At 68.7% G+C, this 16236-nt stretch carries 16 protein-coding genes; 12 read left to right on the top strand and 4 right to left on the bottom strand.

All coding sequences use genetic code 11. The features are described from left to right. Nucleotides 1–10: 10 nt before the first annotated feature. From ABIE24_RS04235 to ABIE24_RS04210, 6 genes are all read left to right on the top strand, one after another. Nucleotides 11–322, top strand: a complete 312-nt coding sequence (locus ABIE24_RS04235) for a GNAT family N-acetyltransferase (RefSeq protein WP_354497135.1) — start codon at nt 11–13, stop codon at nt 320–322. Then, nucleotides 319–1275, top strand: coding sequence for a pirin family protein (locus tag ABIE24_RS04230; protein ID WP_354497133.1), 957 nt, complete (start codon nt 319–321; stop codon nt 1273–1275). Before ABIE24_RS04235 ends, ABIE24_RS04230 begins: the two co-directional genes overlap by 4 nt. A 92-nt stretch (nt 1276–1367) precedes the next feature. Beyond that, a complete protein-coding gene (locus tag ABIE24_RS04225) occupies nt 1368–1967 on the top strand; it encodes an ECF transporter S component (RefSeq protein ID WP_354497131.1) in 600 nt (199 codons plus the stop codon). Nucleotides 1968–1980: 13 nt separating this feature from the next. Further along, complete coding sequence (locus ABIE24_RS04220; RefSeq protein ID WP_354497130.1) at nt 1981–3696, top strand: ABC transporter ATP-binding protein; 1716 nt, start codon at nt 1981–1983, stop codon at nt 3694–3696. Continuing rightward, entirely contained in the window at nt 3693–4493 is an 801-nt protein-coding gene (locus ABIE24_RS04215; RefSeq protein WP_354497128.1) for an energy-coupling factor transporter transmembrane component T family protein, read from the top strand. Before ABIE24_RS04220 ends, ABIE24_RS04215 begins: the two co-directional genes overlap by 4 nt. Before the next feature lie 129 nt (nt 4494–4622). Then, nucleotides 4623–6218 carry an Rv2578c family radical SAM protein gene (locus ABIE24_RS04210; RefSeq protein WP_354497126.1) on the top strand — a complete coding sequence of 532 codons (1596 nt, stop codon included), beginning with the start codon at nt 4623–4625 and terminating at the stop codon, nt 6216–6218. 19 nt (nt 6219–6237) lie between these two features. Here ABIE24_RS04210 and ABIE24_RS04205 read toward each other — a convergent pair whose 3' ends face one another. Further along, nucleotides 6238–6687 (bottom strand): ester cyclase, encoded by a 450-nt coding sequence (locus ABIE24_RS04205; protein WP_354497124.1) that lies wholly within the window; start codon nt 6685–6687, stop codon nt 6238–6240. Between the two features lie 76 nt (nt 6688–6763). Here ABIE24_RS04205 and ABIE24_RS04200 point away from each other — a divergent pair, with 76 nt between their 5' ends. Next, nucleotides 6764–7441 carry a TetR/AcrR family transcriptional regulator gene (locus ABIE24_RS04200; RefSeq protein ID WP_354497122.1) on the top strand — a complete coding sequence of 226 codons (678 nt, stop codon included), beginning with the start codon at nt 6764–6766 and terminating at the stop codon, nt 7439–7441. A 102-nt stretch (nt 7442–7543) separates the two neighbouring features. Here ABIE24_RS04200 and ABIE24_RS04195 read toward each other — a convergent pair whose 3' ends face one another. Beyond that, the gene (locus ABIE24_RS04195; protein ID WP_354497120.1) at nt 7544–9625 is read right to left on the bottom strand and encodes a DEAD/DEAH box helicase; all 2082 of its coding nucleotides are present in this window, start codon (nt 9623–9625) and stop codon (nt 7544–7546) included. 383 nt (nt 9626–10008) lie between these two features. Between ABIE24_RS04195 and ABIE24_RS04190 the strand changes: the two genes are divergently transcribed. The 3 genes from ABIE24_RS04190 (at nt 10009) to ABIE24_RS04180 (ending at nt 11272) form a co-directional block, all read left to right on the top strand. Beyond that, complete coding sequence (locus tag ABIE24_RS04190) at nt 10009–10278, top strand: GlsB/YeaQ/YmgE family stress response membrane protein (RefSeq protein ID WP_354497118.1); 270 nt, start codon at nt 10009–10011, stop codon at nt 10276–10278. 160 nt (nt 10279–10438) lie between these two features. Beyond that, entirely contained in the window at nt 10439–10735 is a 297-nt protein-coding gene (locus ABIE24_RS04185) for a Fe-S cluster assembly protein HesB (protein ID WP_354497116.1), read from the top strand. Between the two features lie 66 nt (nt 10736–10801). After that, entirely contained in the window at nt 10802–11272 is a 471-nt protein-coding gene (locus ABIE24_RS04180) for a GNAT family N-acetyltransferase (RefSeq protein WP_354497114.1), read from the top strand. A 13-nt stretch (nt 11273–11285) separates the two neighbouring features. Here the strand turns inward: ABIE24_RS04180 and ABIE24_RS04175 are convergent, their stop codons facing one another. Together ABIE24_RS04175 and ABIE24_RS04170 are read right to left on the bottom strand one after the other, a co-directional pair. Further along, nucleotides 11286–12041, bottom strand: coding sequence for an IclR family transcriptional regulator (locus ABIE24_RS04175; RefSeq protein WP_354497112.1), 756 nt, complete (start codon nt 12039–12041; stop codon nt 11286–11288). 233 nt (nt 12042–12274) lie between these two features. Then, nucleotides 12275–12910 (bottom strand): TMEM175 family protein, encoded by a 636-nt coding sequence (locus ABIE24_RS04170; protein WP_354497110.1) that lies wholly within the window; start codon nt 12908–12910, stop codon nt 12275–12277. A 283-nt stretch (nt 12911–13193) separates the two neighbouring features. Here ABIE24_RS04170 and ABIE24_RS04165 point away from each other — a divergent pair, with 283 nt between their 5' ends. Then, a complete protein-coding gene (locus ABIE24_RS04165; protein WP_354497108.1) occupies nt 13194–14567 on the top strand; it encodes an MFS transporter in 1374 nt (457 codons plus the stop codon). Continuing rightward, nucleotides 14564–16060 carry a pyridoxal phosphate-dependent decarboxylase family protein gene (locus tag ABIE24_RS04160; protein ID WP_354497106.1) on the top strand — a complete coding sequence of 499 codons (1497 nt, stop codon included), beginning with the start codon at nt 14564–14566 and terminating at the stop codon, nt 16058–16060. The genes ABIE24_RS04165 and ABIE24_RS04160 overlap by 4 nt, the downstream gene beginning before the upstream one ends. The last annotated feature ends 176 nt before the right edge of the window (nt 16061–16236 follow it).

Genomic DNA, 16236 nt, shown 5'->3' with positions numbered 1-16236 from the left:
AGCACGCACTGTGACTGCAGAACAGGAACCGCGGCTGTTGCGTAACGACGCCGAACGCCGTTACGAGATGTGGCTGGGCCAGACCCTGGCCGGGGTCGCCACCTTCCGTGAGTCGGAGACCCAGGTGACGTTTCTCCACACGATCGTCGACGAGGCGTTCGGCGGCAGGGGCCTCGGCACGAAGCTCGCAGCGTTCGTGCTGCAGGACACGGTCGACCGGGGCAAGCGGATCGTCCCGGTCTGTCCGTTCATCCGGGAGTACCTCGAGAGCCATCACGAGTTCGACGACCACCTCGACCTGCCGAAACGGGTGCCCTCATGACCCGGTTCGACGCGCCGGTCGCCGAGAGCAGCTGCCACCGGATCGATCAGGACGGGCCGGCCACCCGCCTGCTGGAGGCGCGCGAGGTGCCCCTGGGCGGCATCCGGGGAATCCTGGTGCACCGATCGCTTCCGCAGCGGGAGCTGCCCATGGTGGGCGCGTGGTGCTTCCTCGACCGTTTCGATGACGACGAGTCCCGCATGCGGGTGCTGCCGCATCCGCACACCGGGCTGCAGACGGTGACCTGGCCGATCGAGGGCAGCATCCGGCACCGCGACAGCGTCGGCTCCGATGTTGCCGTGACGCCGGGCGAACTCAACATCATGACCAGCGGCTACGGCATCGCCCATTCTGAATTCTCGATCGGCGACCTTCAGTCGCCGTTGCGGGGCCTGCAACTCTGGGTGGCCCTTCCCCGTGAGATGGCCGCGGTCGACCCGTTCTTCGAGCGACACACGAATCTCCCCGTCTACGAAACCGACGGCCTTTCGGCGTCGGTCCTCGTCGGCAGGCTCGGGAACGTCGAGTCGGATGCGACGATCTTCACGCCGCTGATGGGGGCGGATGCCGTTCTCGACGCGGGCGCGGAGGTCACGATTCCGCTCGACGCCTCTTTCGAATACGCGGTGATGGTGATCTCCGGTTCGCTCGACGTCGCCGGGCATTCCCTGCCCAGCGGCCCACTGCTTTACCTCGGCATCGGACGGGAACGCCTCACCGTGTCGAGCAGCGATGGCGCCCGCTTCGTCCTGCTCGGCGGCATCCCGTTCGGGGAGGAACTCGTCATGTGGTGGAACTTCGTCGGCCGCAGCCACGATGAGATCGTGGCCGCCCGCGAGGACTGGGAGCGTGGAAGCGACCGGTTCGGCTTGGTCGACGGCCACGGCGGCGAACGGATCCCCGCTCCCCCGCTGCCCACCGTGCGGCTCACCCCGCGCCGTCGCCGCCCCTGACCGACCCCGCCCTTGGGAATGAGGCACGCCTCAACTAAATTGAGGAGTGCAGCGTCGCCCGGAACACATCGACCGATACGTAGAGAGCGCCCATGCGAAACACCAGCACACGGCTCCTCCTCACCTGCGCCGCCATCGGTGTTGCTGGCGGGCTGGTCTTCGTGGCGAGCGGGTACGTCCAGGGGCTCGTCGCCGCCACGCTCCCCATCGCGTACGGGTTGCTCGTCGGGATCTACTTCCTCCCGGGTGTCATCGCGCAGTCGCTGCTGCGACGTGGCGGGGTTGCGCTGCTGACGGGTCTCTTCGCCGGGCTCGTGGCTGCCGCGTTCAGCCCGCAGTGGTTCTTTCGCTACCTCGGCGCCGGGCTGGCCATCGGAGTGCTCCAGGAACTGCCGTTCCTCATCACCCGGTACCGCTACTGGCGAGCATGGATCTTTTACCTGGCCGCTACGGTCGCCGGCCTCATCCTGGGCTTCGGCGTCTTCGTGGTCATCGGCCTCAGCAGCTTCGCCGGCTGGGCGAACCTCGTCTACTTCGCGCTGTTCGCCGTCAGCCCCGTGATCGTCACCTGGCTGGGCCGGATCATCGCCGACCGGCTCGACAAGACCGGGGTGGCTCGCGGCCTGCAGCACGAGATCGACCGTCGGGCCGGCCGCTCGGAAACCACGAATGCGCTGATGGTCGCGGCGTGAGCCGCTGACGGGGATGGACGTTCGAACGGGTCTGCCCGTGCGCGTGCGCGACGTGCGCATCCGCCACGATGGACGCACCGGGAACACCCCGGACGGCGTCTCTTTCGACATCGCCCCGGGCGAGGTCGTGCTGCTGCTCGGCCCGTCCGGCTGCGGCAAATCCACCCTTGCCCTCGCGCTCAACGGGCTGGTGCCGCACGCCGTTCCCGCCCGCCTGACCGGCACGGTCAGCGCCGGCGGCATCGACACGGCGGATGCCACGGTGGCGCAGCTCTCCGAGAAGGTCGCCATGGTCTTCCAGGACCCCGATGCGCAGATCGTCACGGGATCGGTGCTCGACGAGGTGTGTTTCGGCCCTGAGAACCTGGGACTCCCGGTCGCGGTGGTTCTCGCACGCGCCGAAGACTCGCTCCGTGCGGTCGGGCTCTGGGAACGCCGGGCCGAGAACCCCGACCTGCTCTCCGGCGGCGGACGCCAGCGCCTGGCCATCGCGTGTGCCCTGGCCATGGAGTCGCCGCTGCTCGTGCTCGACGAGCCCACCGCCAACCTCGACCCGGTCGGCATCGACGAGGTCTACGCGGTGCTCCGCAGCCTGGTCTCCCACGGGGACCGGTCGATCCTGCTCATCGAACACAACCTCGACGCCGCGATCGAGCTCGTCGACCGGGTGATCGTCCTCGACCGGGTCGGCCGGGTGGCGCTCGACGGTCCGACCCGGGAGGTGCTCGTCGAGCGTGCGAATCAGGTCGCGGCGCTCGGCGTCTGGCTGCCCGTCGCGACCCTCGCGGCGCTGCGGCTCCACCACGCCGGGGTGCACGTCAACCCGCTTCCGCTGACCGGCGGGGAGCTCGCGGCCGCGCTCGACCGCATCCGTTCGCTCCCCGAGCCGGTCACTCCCGCGTCGGTTCGTCGCGCCACGGAAGTCGCCATCCGGGTACGGGACCTCAGCGTCGTTCGCGGTAAGAGCAGGTTGCTGGATGCCGTCTCGCTCGACATCGCCGAAGGCGACTTCACCGCGGTCATCGGGACCAACGGTGCGGGCAAGACCACCCTCGTGCAGGCGATCGCCGGCGTCGTCGCGCCGCCGCGCGGCCGGATCAGCGTCGGAGGCCTCGACCCGGCGACGAGCGATGTGCGTGCCCTGGCCGCGCACATCGGTTTTGTCTTTCAGAACCCGGAGCACCAGTTTCTCGAGAACACCGTGGAAGACGAACTTGCGCACGGGTTGCGGCTGACCGGTGCGTCGCTCGACGCCGCCGGCATCGAGGCGGCCGTCACCGGGATCCTCGATCGGTTCGGCCTCACCGAGCTTCGCAACGCGCATCCGTTCCTGCTCTCAGGTGGACAGAAGCGCCGGCTGTCGGTCGGCACGGCGCTCGTCACCGGCGCGCCTGTGCTGATCCTCGACGAGCCCACCTTCGGCCAGGACCGGGAGCGCGCGGACGAGTTGCTGGCGCTCCTCGCCGCGCTCAATCGGGGCGGGCGGACGGTTGTTGCCGCCACCCACGACCTGCAGCTCGTCGCCGAGTACGCGTCCTCCGTCGCCGTGCTCGCTTCCGGACGCCTGCTGGCTTTCGGCCCGACGGCCCAGATCCTCGGCGATGAGGAGCTGATCGACCGCGCCGGGCTGCGCCTGCCACCCCTGGCGCGCGCGATGCGCACTGTCGAGAACCACGCGTCGTGGCGATCGGTCACCCGCATGGCCGACCTGCCGGGGAGCCCGGCATGACAGCCGACCCGTACGCGGCGGTGACGGCGCCGCCACGATTCTTCCTCCATCGGCTGAACCCGCTGTCGAAGCTCGCCGCCCCGCTGCCGTTCATGGCCGTGCTGTTGGTGGCCCGTGAGGTGTGGACGCCGCTGCTGTTCCTCGTGTTCGCGATCGTCACGATCCTGATCGGCGCCCGGCTGACCCCGCGCCAGGCGGTCCTGCTCGTGGTCGGGTTGCCGGCCCTTGTGCTGGTGCTGTCGTTCAGCTTCGGGTTGTGGACGGATGCCTCGCTCGTCGACACGACGCCTCTCGTCTTCCAGGTCGGCGAGTACCGGTTCTTCCTCGGCGCCTGGCTGATCGGTCTGGCGACGGCCCTGCGGCTCGGCGCCGTCCTGGCGCTCGCGCTCATCCCGGGGCTGACCACCACCGGACCGGAGCTCGTCCGCGCCTCGGTCCAGCACCTGCGCGTGCCATACCGTGTCGGTTATACGGCCCTCGCGGCGTACCGGTTCGTGCCGCGGTTCCGGCACGACCTCGACCTCATCCGGCAGGCCCACCGCGTGCGGGGGGTCGCAGGGGGACGCGGACCGATTGCCGGCATCCGTCGTGCCTTCGGGTACGTCGTTCCGCTGCTCGCGGGCGCGATCCGCCATGCCGAGCGGGTCTCGTTCGCGATGGACTCGCGTGCGTTCGGGGCGTACCCCACGCGGACGGAGCGGCACCTCCTGCCGTTACGGCCGCGGGACGCCGTTTTCGTCGGTGTGTTCTGGCTGGTCGGGGCCGGACTGCTGATGCTCGCGGCTCGGCTGAACTGAGCGGCGCGGACTCTGAGAGCGCTTCGCACCAGAAATCGTACGCCGCCTCCCCGGAGGTTCACGGGACCGTTTTGTTCACAGGTGGGCGATTCTCCCCGGCTCCGTTCGAATCTATGTTCTAATTGCTCCATGCGGTGGGATGGACAGCAGCTCGGCACGGAGGAACCCTCCGCGCTGCCAGGGCTTGCGAAACTCAACAACCTGGTGCGCAGCGTGCAGACGCCCGAGTTCGCCGGTGTGACGTTCCACGAGGTGCTGGCGAAGTCCGCGCTCAACCGGGTTCCGCGGCAGTCGCAGATGCCCTTCGGCTGGACGATCAACCCGTACCGCGGCTGCAGCCACGCCTGTGTGTACTGCCTCGATCCCGACACGCTCATCCTCATGGCCGATGGACGGCAGAAACCGTTGAAATCAGTGAAGGTCGGCGACGAGATCATGGGCACGCGGACCGAGGGCCGCTATCGGCGTTACGTTGCCACCACCGTCCTCGCCTCCTGGGCCACCATCAAACGCGCCTACCGCATCACCCTCGCTGATGGCACCGAGATTGTCGCGAGCGGGGACCACCGGTTCCTCACGGAGCGCGGCTGGAAATACGTCAGGCCGGCGGGGGATGGAACACAACGCCCGTACCTGACCCTCGACACGGGCCTCGCGGGGCTAGGGATCCAGGGTCTCAGCAGGGTGACTTCGATTGAGAACGCGATTGAGAACACGATTGAGAACTCGGAAGTCGCCTCAGACGCGAAGCTCCAGGTCGTGGCCATCGACGACCTGGGCGAAGAGATCGACATGATCGACATCACCACCGGAACGGGTGACTTCATCGCCAACGGCGTCGTGAGCCACAACTGCTTCGCCCGCCCCACCCACACCTACCTCGACTTCAACGCCGGCGCCGACTTCGACAACCAGGTCGTCGTGAAGATCAACGTCGCCGACGTGCTCGCCAAAGAGCTGGCGAAGCCGAGCTGGGGGCAGTTCCCCGTCGCCCTCGGCACCAACACCGACCCATACCAGAGGGCAGAAGGGCGCTACGCCCTCATGCCGGGCATCATCGACGCGCTCGCCCGGTCGGGCACTCCGCTGTCGATCCTCACCAAGGGCACACTGCTCCGGCGCGACCTCCCCCTGTTCGCAGAGGCTGCCCAGACAATTCCCGTCGACCTGGCCATGTCCATCGCGATCTATGACGACGAACTGCAGAAGTCGATCGAGCCGGGCACCCCGTCGGCAAAGGCCCGGCTCGCCACCGTCACTGCGGTCCGCAACGCAGGGCTGGACTGCAGCGTCTTCCTGATGCCGATCCTGCCCTACCTCACCGACACGAAGGCACACCTCGACGAAGCGCTTCGCCGCGTGAAGGACGCCGGGGGCACGAGCGTCCTGTTCACCTCGCTCTACCTCAAACCCGGCGTGAAGCCGTGGTTCATGCACTGGCTGGAGCGACAGCATCCGGAACTGGTCCCGAAATACACCGCGCTCTACGCCCGCGGTCAGTACGCACCGAAGGAGTATCGCAGCTGGCTCGCGGCGAGGATCTCGCCGCTCATCCGCGCCCACGGGCTGGAGCGCGGTCGCGAAGACCCGTCGACGGGTGGTATCCGGTCGAAGGCGCTCGGGATGCTCCGCAACGACGCGGGCGAGCGCGTCGCATTCGCGAGCGACGACGGTTCCACCGGTGCCCGCATCCTGCCGGCGACGGAACAGCCGATGCTGTTCTGAGCTGACCTCCGTGGACGCGTCAAGGTCTCGCAGACAAGCCATTCCCCTCGGTGAGCTGACGCATCAGTGACGCGTCGTCGCGGACCGCCCAGTGCTCGACGCCCTTGCCGTCCACGACGCGAACCATGTGCATCTGCTTGTAGGCGAAGGCGCGCCCGGTGGCCGGCACCCCGAAGAAGTCGCCGGTGTGCCGACCGCTGTGCGTGCAGTACATGACCACCGTGTCGCCTTCGGCCAGCACCTTGTGGATCTCCCACCGCTGGTCGGAGAACGCCGCCGCCAGCATGTGCATGTAGAAGCTGATTCCTCCGAGCCCTGGCGGCGTCCCCGGGGGTGCCTCGTGGTTGACGAACGTGTCGCTGACCAGTTCCCGCAAGAGGTTGTCATCGTTGTTCGGGAACGCCTCTTCGAGCACACGGCGCGCTTGTTCCTTGATTCCTCGCTGCTGCTCGACCAGTTGGTCGTTCATATTCCGCTCCTCTGTGGTGTGAATTCTGGCGTGTCCCCCTGCTATCACCGTATTGATGCCACTATCATTCTCTCCAATGTCAGAGAAAACAAGCCCCCGTCGTCGCTACGACGCAACCCTGCGTCGGGAGCGAGCCGCCCAGACCCGGGTGGCGATCGTCGAGGCAGCCGCAAAAGAGTTCCTTGCCCACGGATACGCCGGCGCGACGATCCCGGCTATCGCGGCATCCGCCGGAGTGGCCGTGGAGACGGTGTACCGATCCGCCGCCGGGAAGGCAGGCTTGCTCGAAGCCGCAGTGCAGGCGGCGCTCGCCGGCGGGGTGAAGCGCTCGGCCGTGCCCGTCGAGGAGCGTCCCGGCATCCGGAGAGTAATCGAAGAAAACGACCCGCGGCGCCAGATCGAAGCGTACGTCGCAACGCAACCAGGAGTGTGGAGCCGGGTGGGCCCCTTGTTGCGCGTACTCGACGAGGCGGCCGCTTCCGACAGCATGCTCCAGGGACTCCGGGAACAGCACGCGGCGCAGCGCCGGCGAGGACTTCAGGGCTTCGCCGACCTGCTTCTCGAGCGTGGCGCCCTGCGCGAGGACGTTTCGGCCGGCCGGGCGGCCGACATCCTGTGGGCTTTGTGTGCTCAGGCGAACTATGAGGGCCTCGTGTCCTACCTCGGCTGGAGTGATACCGAGTACACGTCGTGGCTCAGCGCGCAACTCACCCACGCCCTGCTCCATGACGGCGGCGCAGCAGAACGCGAGTAACGGCATCCGGCGTCCCGAACGCGAAAACACCCGCCCCGGACGAAAGCATCCGGCGTAGCGGGTGGTTTCGCCCGGAACGGGTGTTCCGGTTGCAGCTGCGTGTTAGCGCGTGAGCTTCGCGTTGGTCATGCGACCGGCGATCTCTTCGACGATCTCATCGCCGGGGCGCGCGTTGACGTAGTCGGCCTCGATCTCGGCGCGGCCGAGGAGGTCCGTCATCCGGCGCTGGCGTGCCTTCGGGATGAGCGTGACAACCATTCCCTCCTTGCCGGCGCGGCCCGTGCGGCCCGAACGGTGCAGGTAGGTCTTGTACTCGTCGGGAGCGTCGGCCTGGATCACCAGGGTGATGTCGTCGACGTGGATGCCACGCGCAGCGACGTCTGTCGCCACCAGCACGTTCACTCGCCCGGAGGTGAGCTGTGCGAGGTTACGGGTGCGGCGGGCCTGGTTGAGGTCACCGTGAAGCGACACGGCACGGATGCCGGCGTCCTCCAGCTGGTCGGCGAGACGCTCGGCGTACGCACGGGTGCGCGAGAAGATGAGGGTCTTCTCGTCGCGGTTGGCGAGTTCCTCGATGAGGCGGTCCTTGTCGCGGTGCTCGACCACGAGAACACGGTGGTCGATCGTCGCCGAGGCCTGGTCTTCACCGGCGACCTCGTGGACGGACGGCTTCGGGAGGAACTCCTTGACGAGCGAGGCGACACCCTTGTCGAGGGTCGCCGAGAAGAGCAGCTTCTGCCCACCGGGAGCGGTCAGGCGGAGGATCCGCTGGACCGGCTCGAGGAAGCCGAGGTCGCACATGTGGTCGGCCTCGTCGAGGACGGTGATCGTGACTTCGGAGAGGTCGAGGCGACCCTGCTCGATGAGGTCTTCGATCCGGCCGGGGGTTCCGACGATGATGTCGACGCCGCGCTGGAGGGCGCCCACCTGACGAGCCTGCGGCACACCGCCGTAGATCTGCGTGGTGAACAGGCCGACGCTGCGGGCGATCGGCTGCACGGTGCGGTCGATCTGGAGGGCCAGTTCACGGGTCGGCGCGAGGATGAGGGCGCGGGGCTTGCGGCCCATGGCGCGCTTCTTGCCGCCGCCGTTCTCCATCAGCTTCTCGACGAGCGGAGCGCCGAAGGCGATCGTCTTGCCGGAGCCGGTGCGGCCGCGGCCGAGAACGTCCTTGCCGGCGATGACGTCGGGGATGGTCGCTGCCTGAATCGGGAACGGGCTCGGGGCACCGAGCTCGGCGAGCGCGGCGACGATGTTGCCGCCGAGGCCGAGGTCGGTGAAGCTCACGCCGACGACATCGGTCGCGAGGGTTGCCTGCGCTTCGAGACGCTCGAGCACGACGTCGTCTTCGGGCGTGAAGTTGCCCTTGGCGTCGCGGTTCGGGTAGAAGTTCTTCTCGCCGGCGTCACGACGGGGACGGTCGTTGCCGAACTCCTTGCGGGGCCCGCGGTCGTCGCGGTTGTACGAACCGCGCTCCGGACGGTCACTGAACGAGCGCTGCGGGCGATCGTCACGGCCTGCGGAGGTGCGACCGGTCGACGGTCGCTCGATCCGCTCGCCGCGGGTGAAGGTCGGGCGGCCGCTGTTGTACGCAGGACGCTCGGTGCGCTCGCCACTGTTGTACGCGGGACGCTCCGTGCGCTCGCCACGGTTGTACGCAGGACGCTCGGTGCGCTCCGGGCGGTTCTCGCCACGGTTGTACGCAGGACGCTCGTTCCGCTCGCCACGGTTGTACGCGGGACGCTCGGTGCGCTCCGGGCGGTTCTCACCACGGTTGTACGCAGGACGCTCGTTCCGCTCGCCACGGTTGTACGCGGGACGCTCGGTGCGCTCGGTACGCTCGTTCCGGTCCGGGCGATTCTCGCCACGGTTGTACGCGGGACGCTCGTTCCGGTCCGGGCGGTTCTCACCGCGGTTGTACGCCGGGCGATCGGTGTTGCGCGCGGCCGGGGCGTCATAACGCTCGTCGCGGGGGGCGCGCTGTTCGCGCGGTTCGTCGGAGTGACGGCGTGCGGCACGCTCATCGGCGTTCCAGCGAGCCTTCTTGGGCGCGTCGCCGTCGACCGGGCGGTAGCCGCGGTGTCCCGCGCTACGGCTCCCTGCCGGACCGCCGCTCTTGCGGGCGTAGCCGGGATCGAAGTTCTTAGCGGGTCGTCCGCCGGCCGGTTTGCTGTTCTTAGGCATAGTACTTTCCGGGTTTTTAGTCATGCATGAATCGCAAGCGCGCGCAGCAGTAACCGCGGCATTCTCATACCCGAGCAGTCGATGGCCGGGACCGTTTCACATCGTGTGAATACATACGCGTTATCGCGTAGTACAACCGGCCCACCAGACTTACAAAACCCTTCCGCAGTACATCCCGCGGTGTCCAGAGCCGACCCCGCAACATTACCCGAACCCAGCAGCCCTGTCACGCAATTGGGCAATATCGACTCGCCAGGTCACGGATTCGCGGCAAATCCCCAGAATGGGGGTACACCGGAGTATTATTCGGTTACACCCGCCTAACCCGGCGGCGAACCCGAGTCCCGGGCTCGGGACGTTCTTGAACAAATGGAGGTGGAGCTTTGAGCTTCCTCGCGTTTCTTCTACTCGGTCTGATCGCTGGTGCGATCGCAAAGGCCATCCTTCCTGGCAAGCAAGGCGGTGGGTGGTTCATCACACTGCTCCTCGGCGTCGTAGGCGCGCTCCTTGGTGGCTGGCTCGGTTCCCTACTCTTCGGCGTCGGTCTCGAGGAGTTCTGGAGCATCCAGACCTGGTTGGTCGCTATCGCTGGCGCCATCGTCGTCCTCCTCATCTACGGACTGATCACGCGCAACTCGCGCCGGGCGGCGTAAGCCGAACGGATTACAAAACGGATGCCTCCTCGCCACGGCGGGGAGGCATCCGCCGGTTAAGCCCCACATGTGAATAAGCTCCGAACCCGGGCCGAATGTTGAGAACCCCGGCCGGGTTCGGAAAGGTGGGACACTTCATTCGCCAACCGGAAGGAAGCACATGCTCACCCTCACCGAGAACGCAAGCACCATCGTTCGGACTATCACCACCCAGACCGCCGGCACCGAACAGAGCGGCCTCCGCATCTCCAGCCCCGCCGCGGAGAGCGTCGACCTCGCGGTTGCCGTCGCCGCGTCACCCGAGCCGCAGGACGAAGTCGTCGAGGTCGGCGGCGCCCGCGTCTTCCTTGAGGAGAACGCTGCCGTCGTGCTCAACGACAAGATCCTCGACGCCGAAGTTGACGAGGCCGGCGCAGTCCGCTTCGCCATCGGTGACCAGTCCGCTTTCCAGAGTTAAGCCGGTCGTAACCGTGGTGAAACAGATCCACGGTTGACTGGCGGCATGACGAGCTCGAAACCGACCGTGAGCCGCGCGCTCACCATTGCAGTGGAGAGTCCGCGCCGGGATGGCATCGCTCAGCTCCTCCAGCTCGGCACAGCGTTCGCAGAATCCCTCTATCCGCCGGAAAGTAACTTCCTGCTGGATGTCGCGGAGCTCGACCGCCCTGAAATCTCCGTCTATGTCGCCCGCGACGAGGGCGGCCATGCGATCGGCATGGCCGCCCTCGTTCCATGGGGCGTGGCGGTGACCGAACTCAAACGGATGTTCGTGCACCCTGATGCGCGCGGCCGCGGAGTGGCAACCAGCCTGCTGGCGCGGATGGAAGCCGATGCCCGCTCTGCCGGCCTGCGCCAGATCGTGCTCGAAACGGGAACACTCCACACCGCGGCCCAGTCGCTGTACGCGCGCTGCGGATTCTCCCCGATCCCCCAATTCGGCCGGTACATCGGCGAGAAGCACAGCTATTGCATGGCGAAGATGCTCTCCCACTGACGTCGGATCTGGCTCAGCCGCCAATCCGACGCGATAGTTCTGCGGCGGCGGCCGACACCGCGGAGACGAGGGAGCCCTGTTCAGCGTGCGTCTCGCTCGGATACGTGACGGCGATCGCCGCTGCCGGCCACCCGACGTGGTCGAGCACCGCGACGGCGACGGACGCCATCCCCTCGGTGATCTCACCATCCTCGGTCGCGAATCCGTCGGATGCCACCGTCTCGAGCAGCGCGCGCAGCTCACGGTACCGCGTGGGGCCGCTCCCCGTGAGATCGACGAACGCGGCGGCATCCGGGAACAAAGCCCGCACCTGCTGCCGGGGCAGCCGGGCGAGCATCGCCCGGCCGGACGCCGTCAGGTGCGCTGGGAGACGAACGCCGACGTCGGTGACCAGGTGCGGCCGCCGCGGGGCGCGCTCCTCGACGATGTAGAGCACATCCCTTCCGTGCAGCACGGCGAGGTGCGCACTCTCACCCACCCGGTCGACGAGGTCGGCGAGCAGCGGGTGGCCCAGGCGGCTCAACGGCTGTTGGCGGGCGAAACCCCCCGAGAGTTCGAACGCCGCAACCCCGAGCCCGTACCGCCGGGCCTCGGGCAGGTGCACGACGAAACCGCGCTCCTGCAGCACGCCCAGCAGTTGGTAGACCGTCGACCGCGGCAGGTCGAGTGCCGCGGCGATGGACACGGCGGCGACCGGGCCGCGCTGGGCCGCGAGGTGGCTGAGGATGCGCAGCGTGGCATCCGCCGCCGGCACTTTCGACTCGGGCACGCGCCTCCCTTGGTCAGCGTGTCTGGGATTCCGGACTGCTCCGAGTGTACGGCTGTCGTCACCGGAGCGATAACGGGCGCCGCGGCATCCGTCACCCGGGCACTCCGATGACCTCCTCCAACCGCCCGCGCGGGTCTTTTCGTCGGGCGCAGGTGGAACTGCGCCCGCGTCGGGCAGAAGCACCCGCGCGACCCGATCGCTGCGGCCGCCGCCCGAGCACGAGCACGGCCGACTCAGCCCCGTCGCCGCTTCGCCCGGGTGGGAATGAGCAGCCCGATGGCGACGAGCATGTAACCGAAGACCGCCACAGTGGGGAGGAACAGTCCGACGAGGATGAAGGCGAGATAGAGGGCGAGACCCGGTGTGAGGCGGCGCGTGAGCAGCTGGATGTCCTCGTCGTCGGGATCCCGTCGCACGAGGTTCTCCACGAGCGCGAACCGCCACAGTGCCGAGAGGCTCAGGGCGATCACGAGCAACACCACCCCGTACAGCGTGACCGCCACCCGTTCGGCATCCCGTGACGACATGTTCTCGGCCAGCAGATGCGTGGGGAACGGCAGGAAGCCGACGAAGAGCAGGAGGATCAGGTTGAGGCGGAGGAACCCCGGCGACACCTCGCTGAGGAACTCCGTCAGGTGGGCGTGCCCGAGCCAGATCGCGCCGATCGTCGAGAAGCTCACCAGGTAGGCCAGGTACGACGGCCACTCCCGCAACAGGGCCCCGAGAAGGTCGGCTTCGCTCGACGGGGGCACCGCGATCTCGAGGACGAGCAGGGTGATCGCGATGGCGAAGACGCCGTCGCTGAACGCCTCCATCCGCCCGGACCTCAGGCGGAGATGTCCCATCTCGTGCGCGTTCTCGCGACCCATGCACCGATGCTAGTGACGCGCCGCTTCGGCGAACAGCCTCCGTACCTGGCTGCGATCGGTGGGTGCCGTGGGGTACATGCCGCGGGGTGGATGCCGTCGAGCGGCTGGCCGGCATCCCGCGCGGGTCGATCGGCACGGCGCGGGCGCAACTGCACCGGCGCCGGGCCAAAGCACCCGCGCGAGCGGCTCAGCGGGGAGCCGACCCCGGCCGCGACCTCGAGCCCGGTGCCGCAACGCCCCGCCGTGCTGGGGCGAAAGCGGAGGGAAGCCCTATGCTGCCTGCATGGACGTTACGGGGCAGTCGGTGGATCGACGGACGATCGGAACGTACGCGATCGGTTCACTCGGCACAGGGGGTTTCGGGACGCTTCCCGGCCTGGTGCTGATCTACTTTCTGACCGACACCCTCGGCGTCGCCGCGCTCGCCGCCGGGCTCGTCGTCGGCGCGGCGAAGATCTGGGACGTCGTCATCGACCCGGTGATCGGCACCCGCAGCGACCACAGCCTCGCGACGACCGGGTCGCGTCGGCGGTACATGGTGCTCGGCGGGGTCTCGCTTCCGCTGTTCTTCTTCCTCACGTTCGCGGTCCCGGCGGGCATCGGGCCGACCGCGTCGGCCGCCTGGGTGTTCGTGGCCTTTCTTTGCTGCGCCACGGCGTTCAGCCTGTTCCAGGTGCCGTACATCGCGCTGCCGGCCGAACTCGCCACGCACTATAACGACCGCACGCGCCTGCTCACCTGGCGGGTCGTGGTGCTCACCCTGGCCATCCTTCTCTTCGGCGCGGGCGGTCCGCTGCTCCGCGGGCTGAGCGACGACACGCGCATCGGGTACCTCGTCATGGCGGCGGTTGCAGGGCTCGTCATCGGCGCGGGCATGCTCGTGGCGTCGACGGTTGCTCCGCGGGACAAACCGATCGCGCGCCGGTCGCCCGCGCAGTCACCGGTCGCCAGCTACCGGGCCGGCTTCGACGCGCTCCGCCGGAGCCGCCCGTTCCGCGCGCTTCTTGGTACGTTCGTCCTCCAGGGCCTGGCGACCGGGATGATGCTCGCCGGTGCCCAGTACGTCGCCACCTGGGTGCTCCGCTCCGAGGATGCGGTCACCCTGCTCTTCCTCGCGCTGATCGCGCCAGCGCTCTTCGTCGCACCGGTCTGGGGCCGGTTCGCCCGCCGGGTCGGCAAGGAGCGGGCCTTCGCCCTCGCCTCGAGCCTCTTCGCCCTTGCGGCGCTCTCGCTGGTCGGCCTGCTCTGGGCGCCGGGCGTCTGGATTTATGCTCCTGTCGCGCTCGGCGGTGCCGCGTACGCCGGCATGCAATCGCTCCCGATGGCCATGCTCCCCGACGTCATCTCGCACGACGCCCGCACCCACGGCGAGGGTCACGCCGGAAGCTTCAGCGGTGTGTGGACGGCCGGCGAAACAGCGGGGATGGCTTTCGGCGCGACCGTGCTCACCGTCATCCTCGCCGTGACGGGCTACACCGAGCGGGTCGCGGGCCAGGTTGCCGAGCAGTCGTCATCCGCCGTGGCCGGCATCGTGCTGAGTTTCAGCGTGGTCCCCGCGCTCCTCCTCGTCGCGAGCCTCGTCTCGCTTCGCCGGTACCGTCTGAGAAAGGCGGACATCGACCTGCCTCCCGTGCCGGCCGGAAGCGTCACCCGGTGACATCCGCTCTCCCCGACGGTTCCGCTCAGATTCTTGCGCGGCTCGAAGCGCTGCGCGAGGCGGACGCCGCCACCCACGGTGGCCGTGTGCTGTCGTACGTGTATGACTCAGGCCTGGCCGAGCTCGACCAGCTGGCGGCGGAGGCGATCCGCATCATGCAGCCGGTCAACGGCCTCGATCCGACGGCGTTTCCCTCGGTGGCGGCGTTGGAACGCGACCTGGTCCGGTTCGCCCGGCGGATGCTGCACGGCGGCGACGACGTCGTCGGCACGGTCACCTCCGGCGGCACGGAGAGCTGCCTGCTCGCGGTGAAGACGGCGCGGGATGTCTGGCGCGCGGCAGGCGGGACGGGAACACCACGGATCGTCGCCCCCGCGACCGTGCACGCGGCGTTCCCGAAGGCCGCGCACTACTTCGGCGTCGACCTCGACCTGGTGCCCGTCGATACCGACGGCACCGTCGACCCGGCACGCCTCACGGATCGGTTCGGACCCGACGTCGCCCTCGCCGTCGTCTCTGCCCCCGCCTACCCGCACGGGACGCTCGACCCGGTTGCTCCGGTCGCCGCCGCCGCCGCCCGGGCCGGTATCGCCTGCCACGTGGATGCGTGCATCGGCGGCTTTGTTCTGCCGTGGTGGGCCGGCGAGGACGACCCGCTGCCCGCGTGGGATTTCGCCGTCGAGGGCGTCACCAGTATTTCTGCCGACCTGCACAAGTTCGGGTACGCGCCGAAGGGGGCATCCGTGCTGCTGCAGCGCGGCCGCGACCGGCAACGTGCGCAGTATTTCGCCACCCGCGGCTGGCCCGGGTACCCGGTCGTGAACGCGACCATGCTCGGGTCCAAGTCGGCTGGGGCCCTCGCGGCGGCGTGGGCCATCATCGAACGGCTGGGCGAGTCGGGACTCGGTGAGCTCGCGGCTTCCTGCCGGCGGTCGACGGATGCCGTCACGGCAGCCGTGCGGGCGACCGACGGGCTGCGGGTGGTCGGCTCCCCGGTCGGACCGTTGTTCGCTGTGGCGACGGACGGAGCGGCGCCGGAACACCGCCGCGTCGACCCGCACCACTGGGCCGATTCGGTGCAGGAGCGCGGCTGGCGGCTGCAGTTGCAGCCGGGACTGGTGCAGGCCGACGGTACCCGGCTGCCGCACACCACCCATCTGACGATCACGCCGGTCACCGAGTCGGTGCTGCCCGAACTGCTCTTCGCCCTGGCGTCTGCCGCCGATGAGGTCCGCGGGATGCCGGCGGCCACGGCAGCGGATGTCGCCGCGTCGTTGCCCGGCGTCGGCGACGTGCTCGCGGGCCTCGCGGACCGGACCGAACCGCTCGACTCGGCGGAGGCATCCGCCCTGCTGGCCGGGCTGGGTGTCGGGACCGGCGCGTCGGCGCTCCCGCAGCGGATGGCCCCGCTGCTCGCCCTGCTGGAGTCGCTGCCGGCACCGATCACCGAGCGTCTGCTGATCGAGTTGCTGGCCGGGCTCGTCGAGCCGTAGAGCCACCAGGTCACCCGTTCCGGACGAAAACACCCGGCGCACCGGATGACCCCGACCGGAACGGATGCCCTCGCGTACAGGCGACCCACCGGATGCCACCCGGCCGCCGCTCCCAGCGGCATCCGCCTCCCGGGCCCACGGGGACCGCCAGCCCGCCCGACCCGGTCGCTTAGACG

Origin of the sequence: Mycetocola sp. 2940 (assembly GCF_040548835.1) — a bacterium.
Classification (GTDB): Bacteria; Actinomycetota; Actinomycetes; order Actinomycetales; family Microbacteriaceae; genus Mycetocola_A.
Note: the sequence above shows the minus strand (reverse complement) of the source record. Positions and strands in the feature narration are given on the sequence as shown.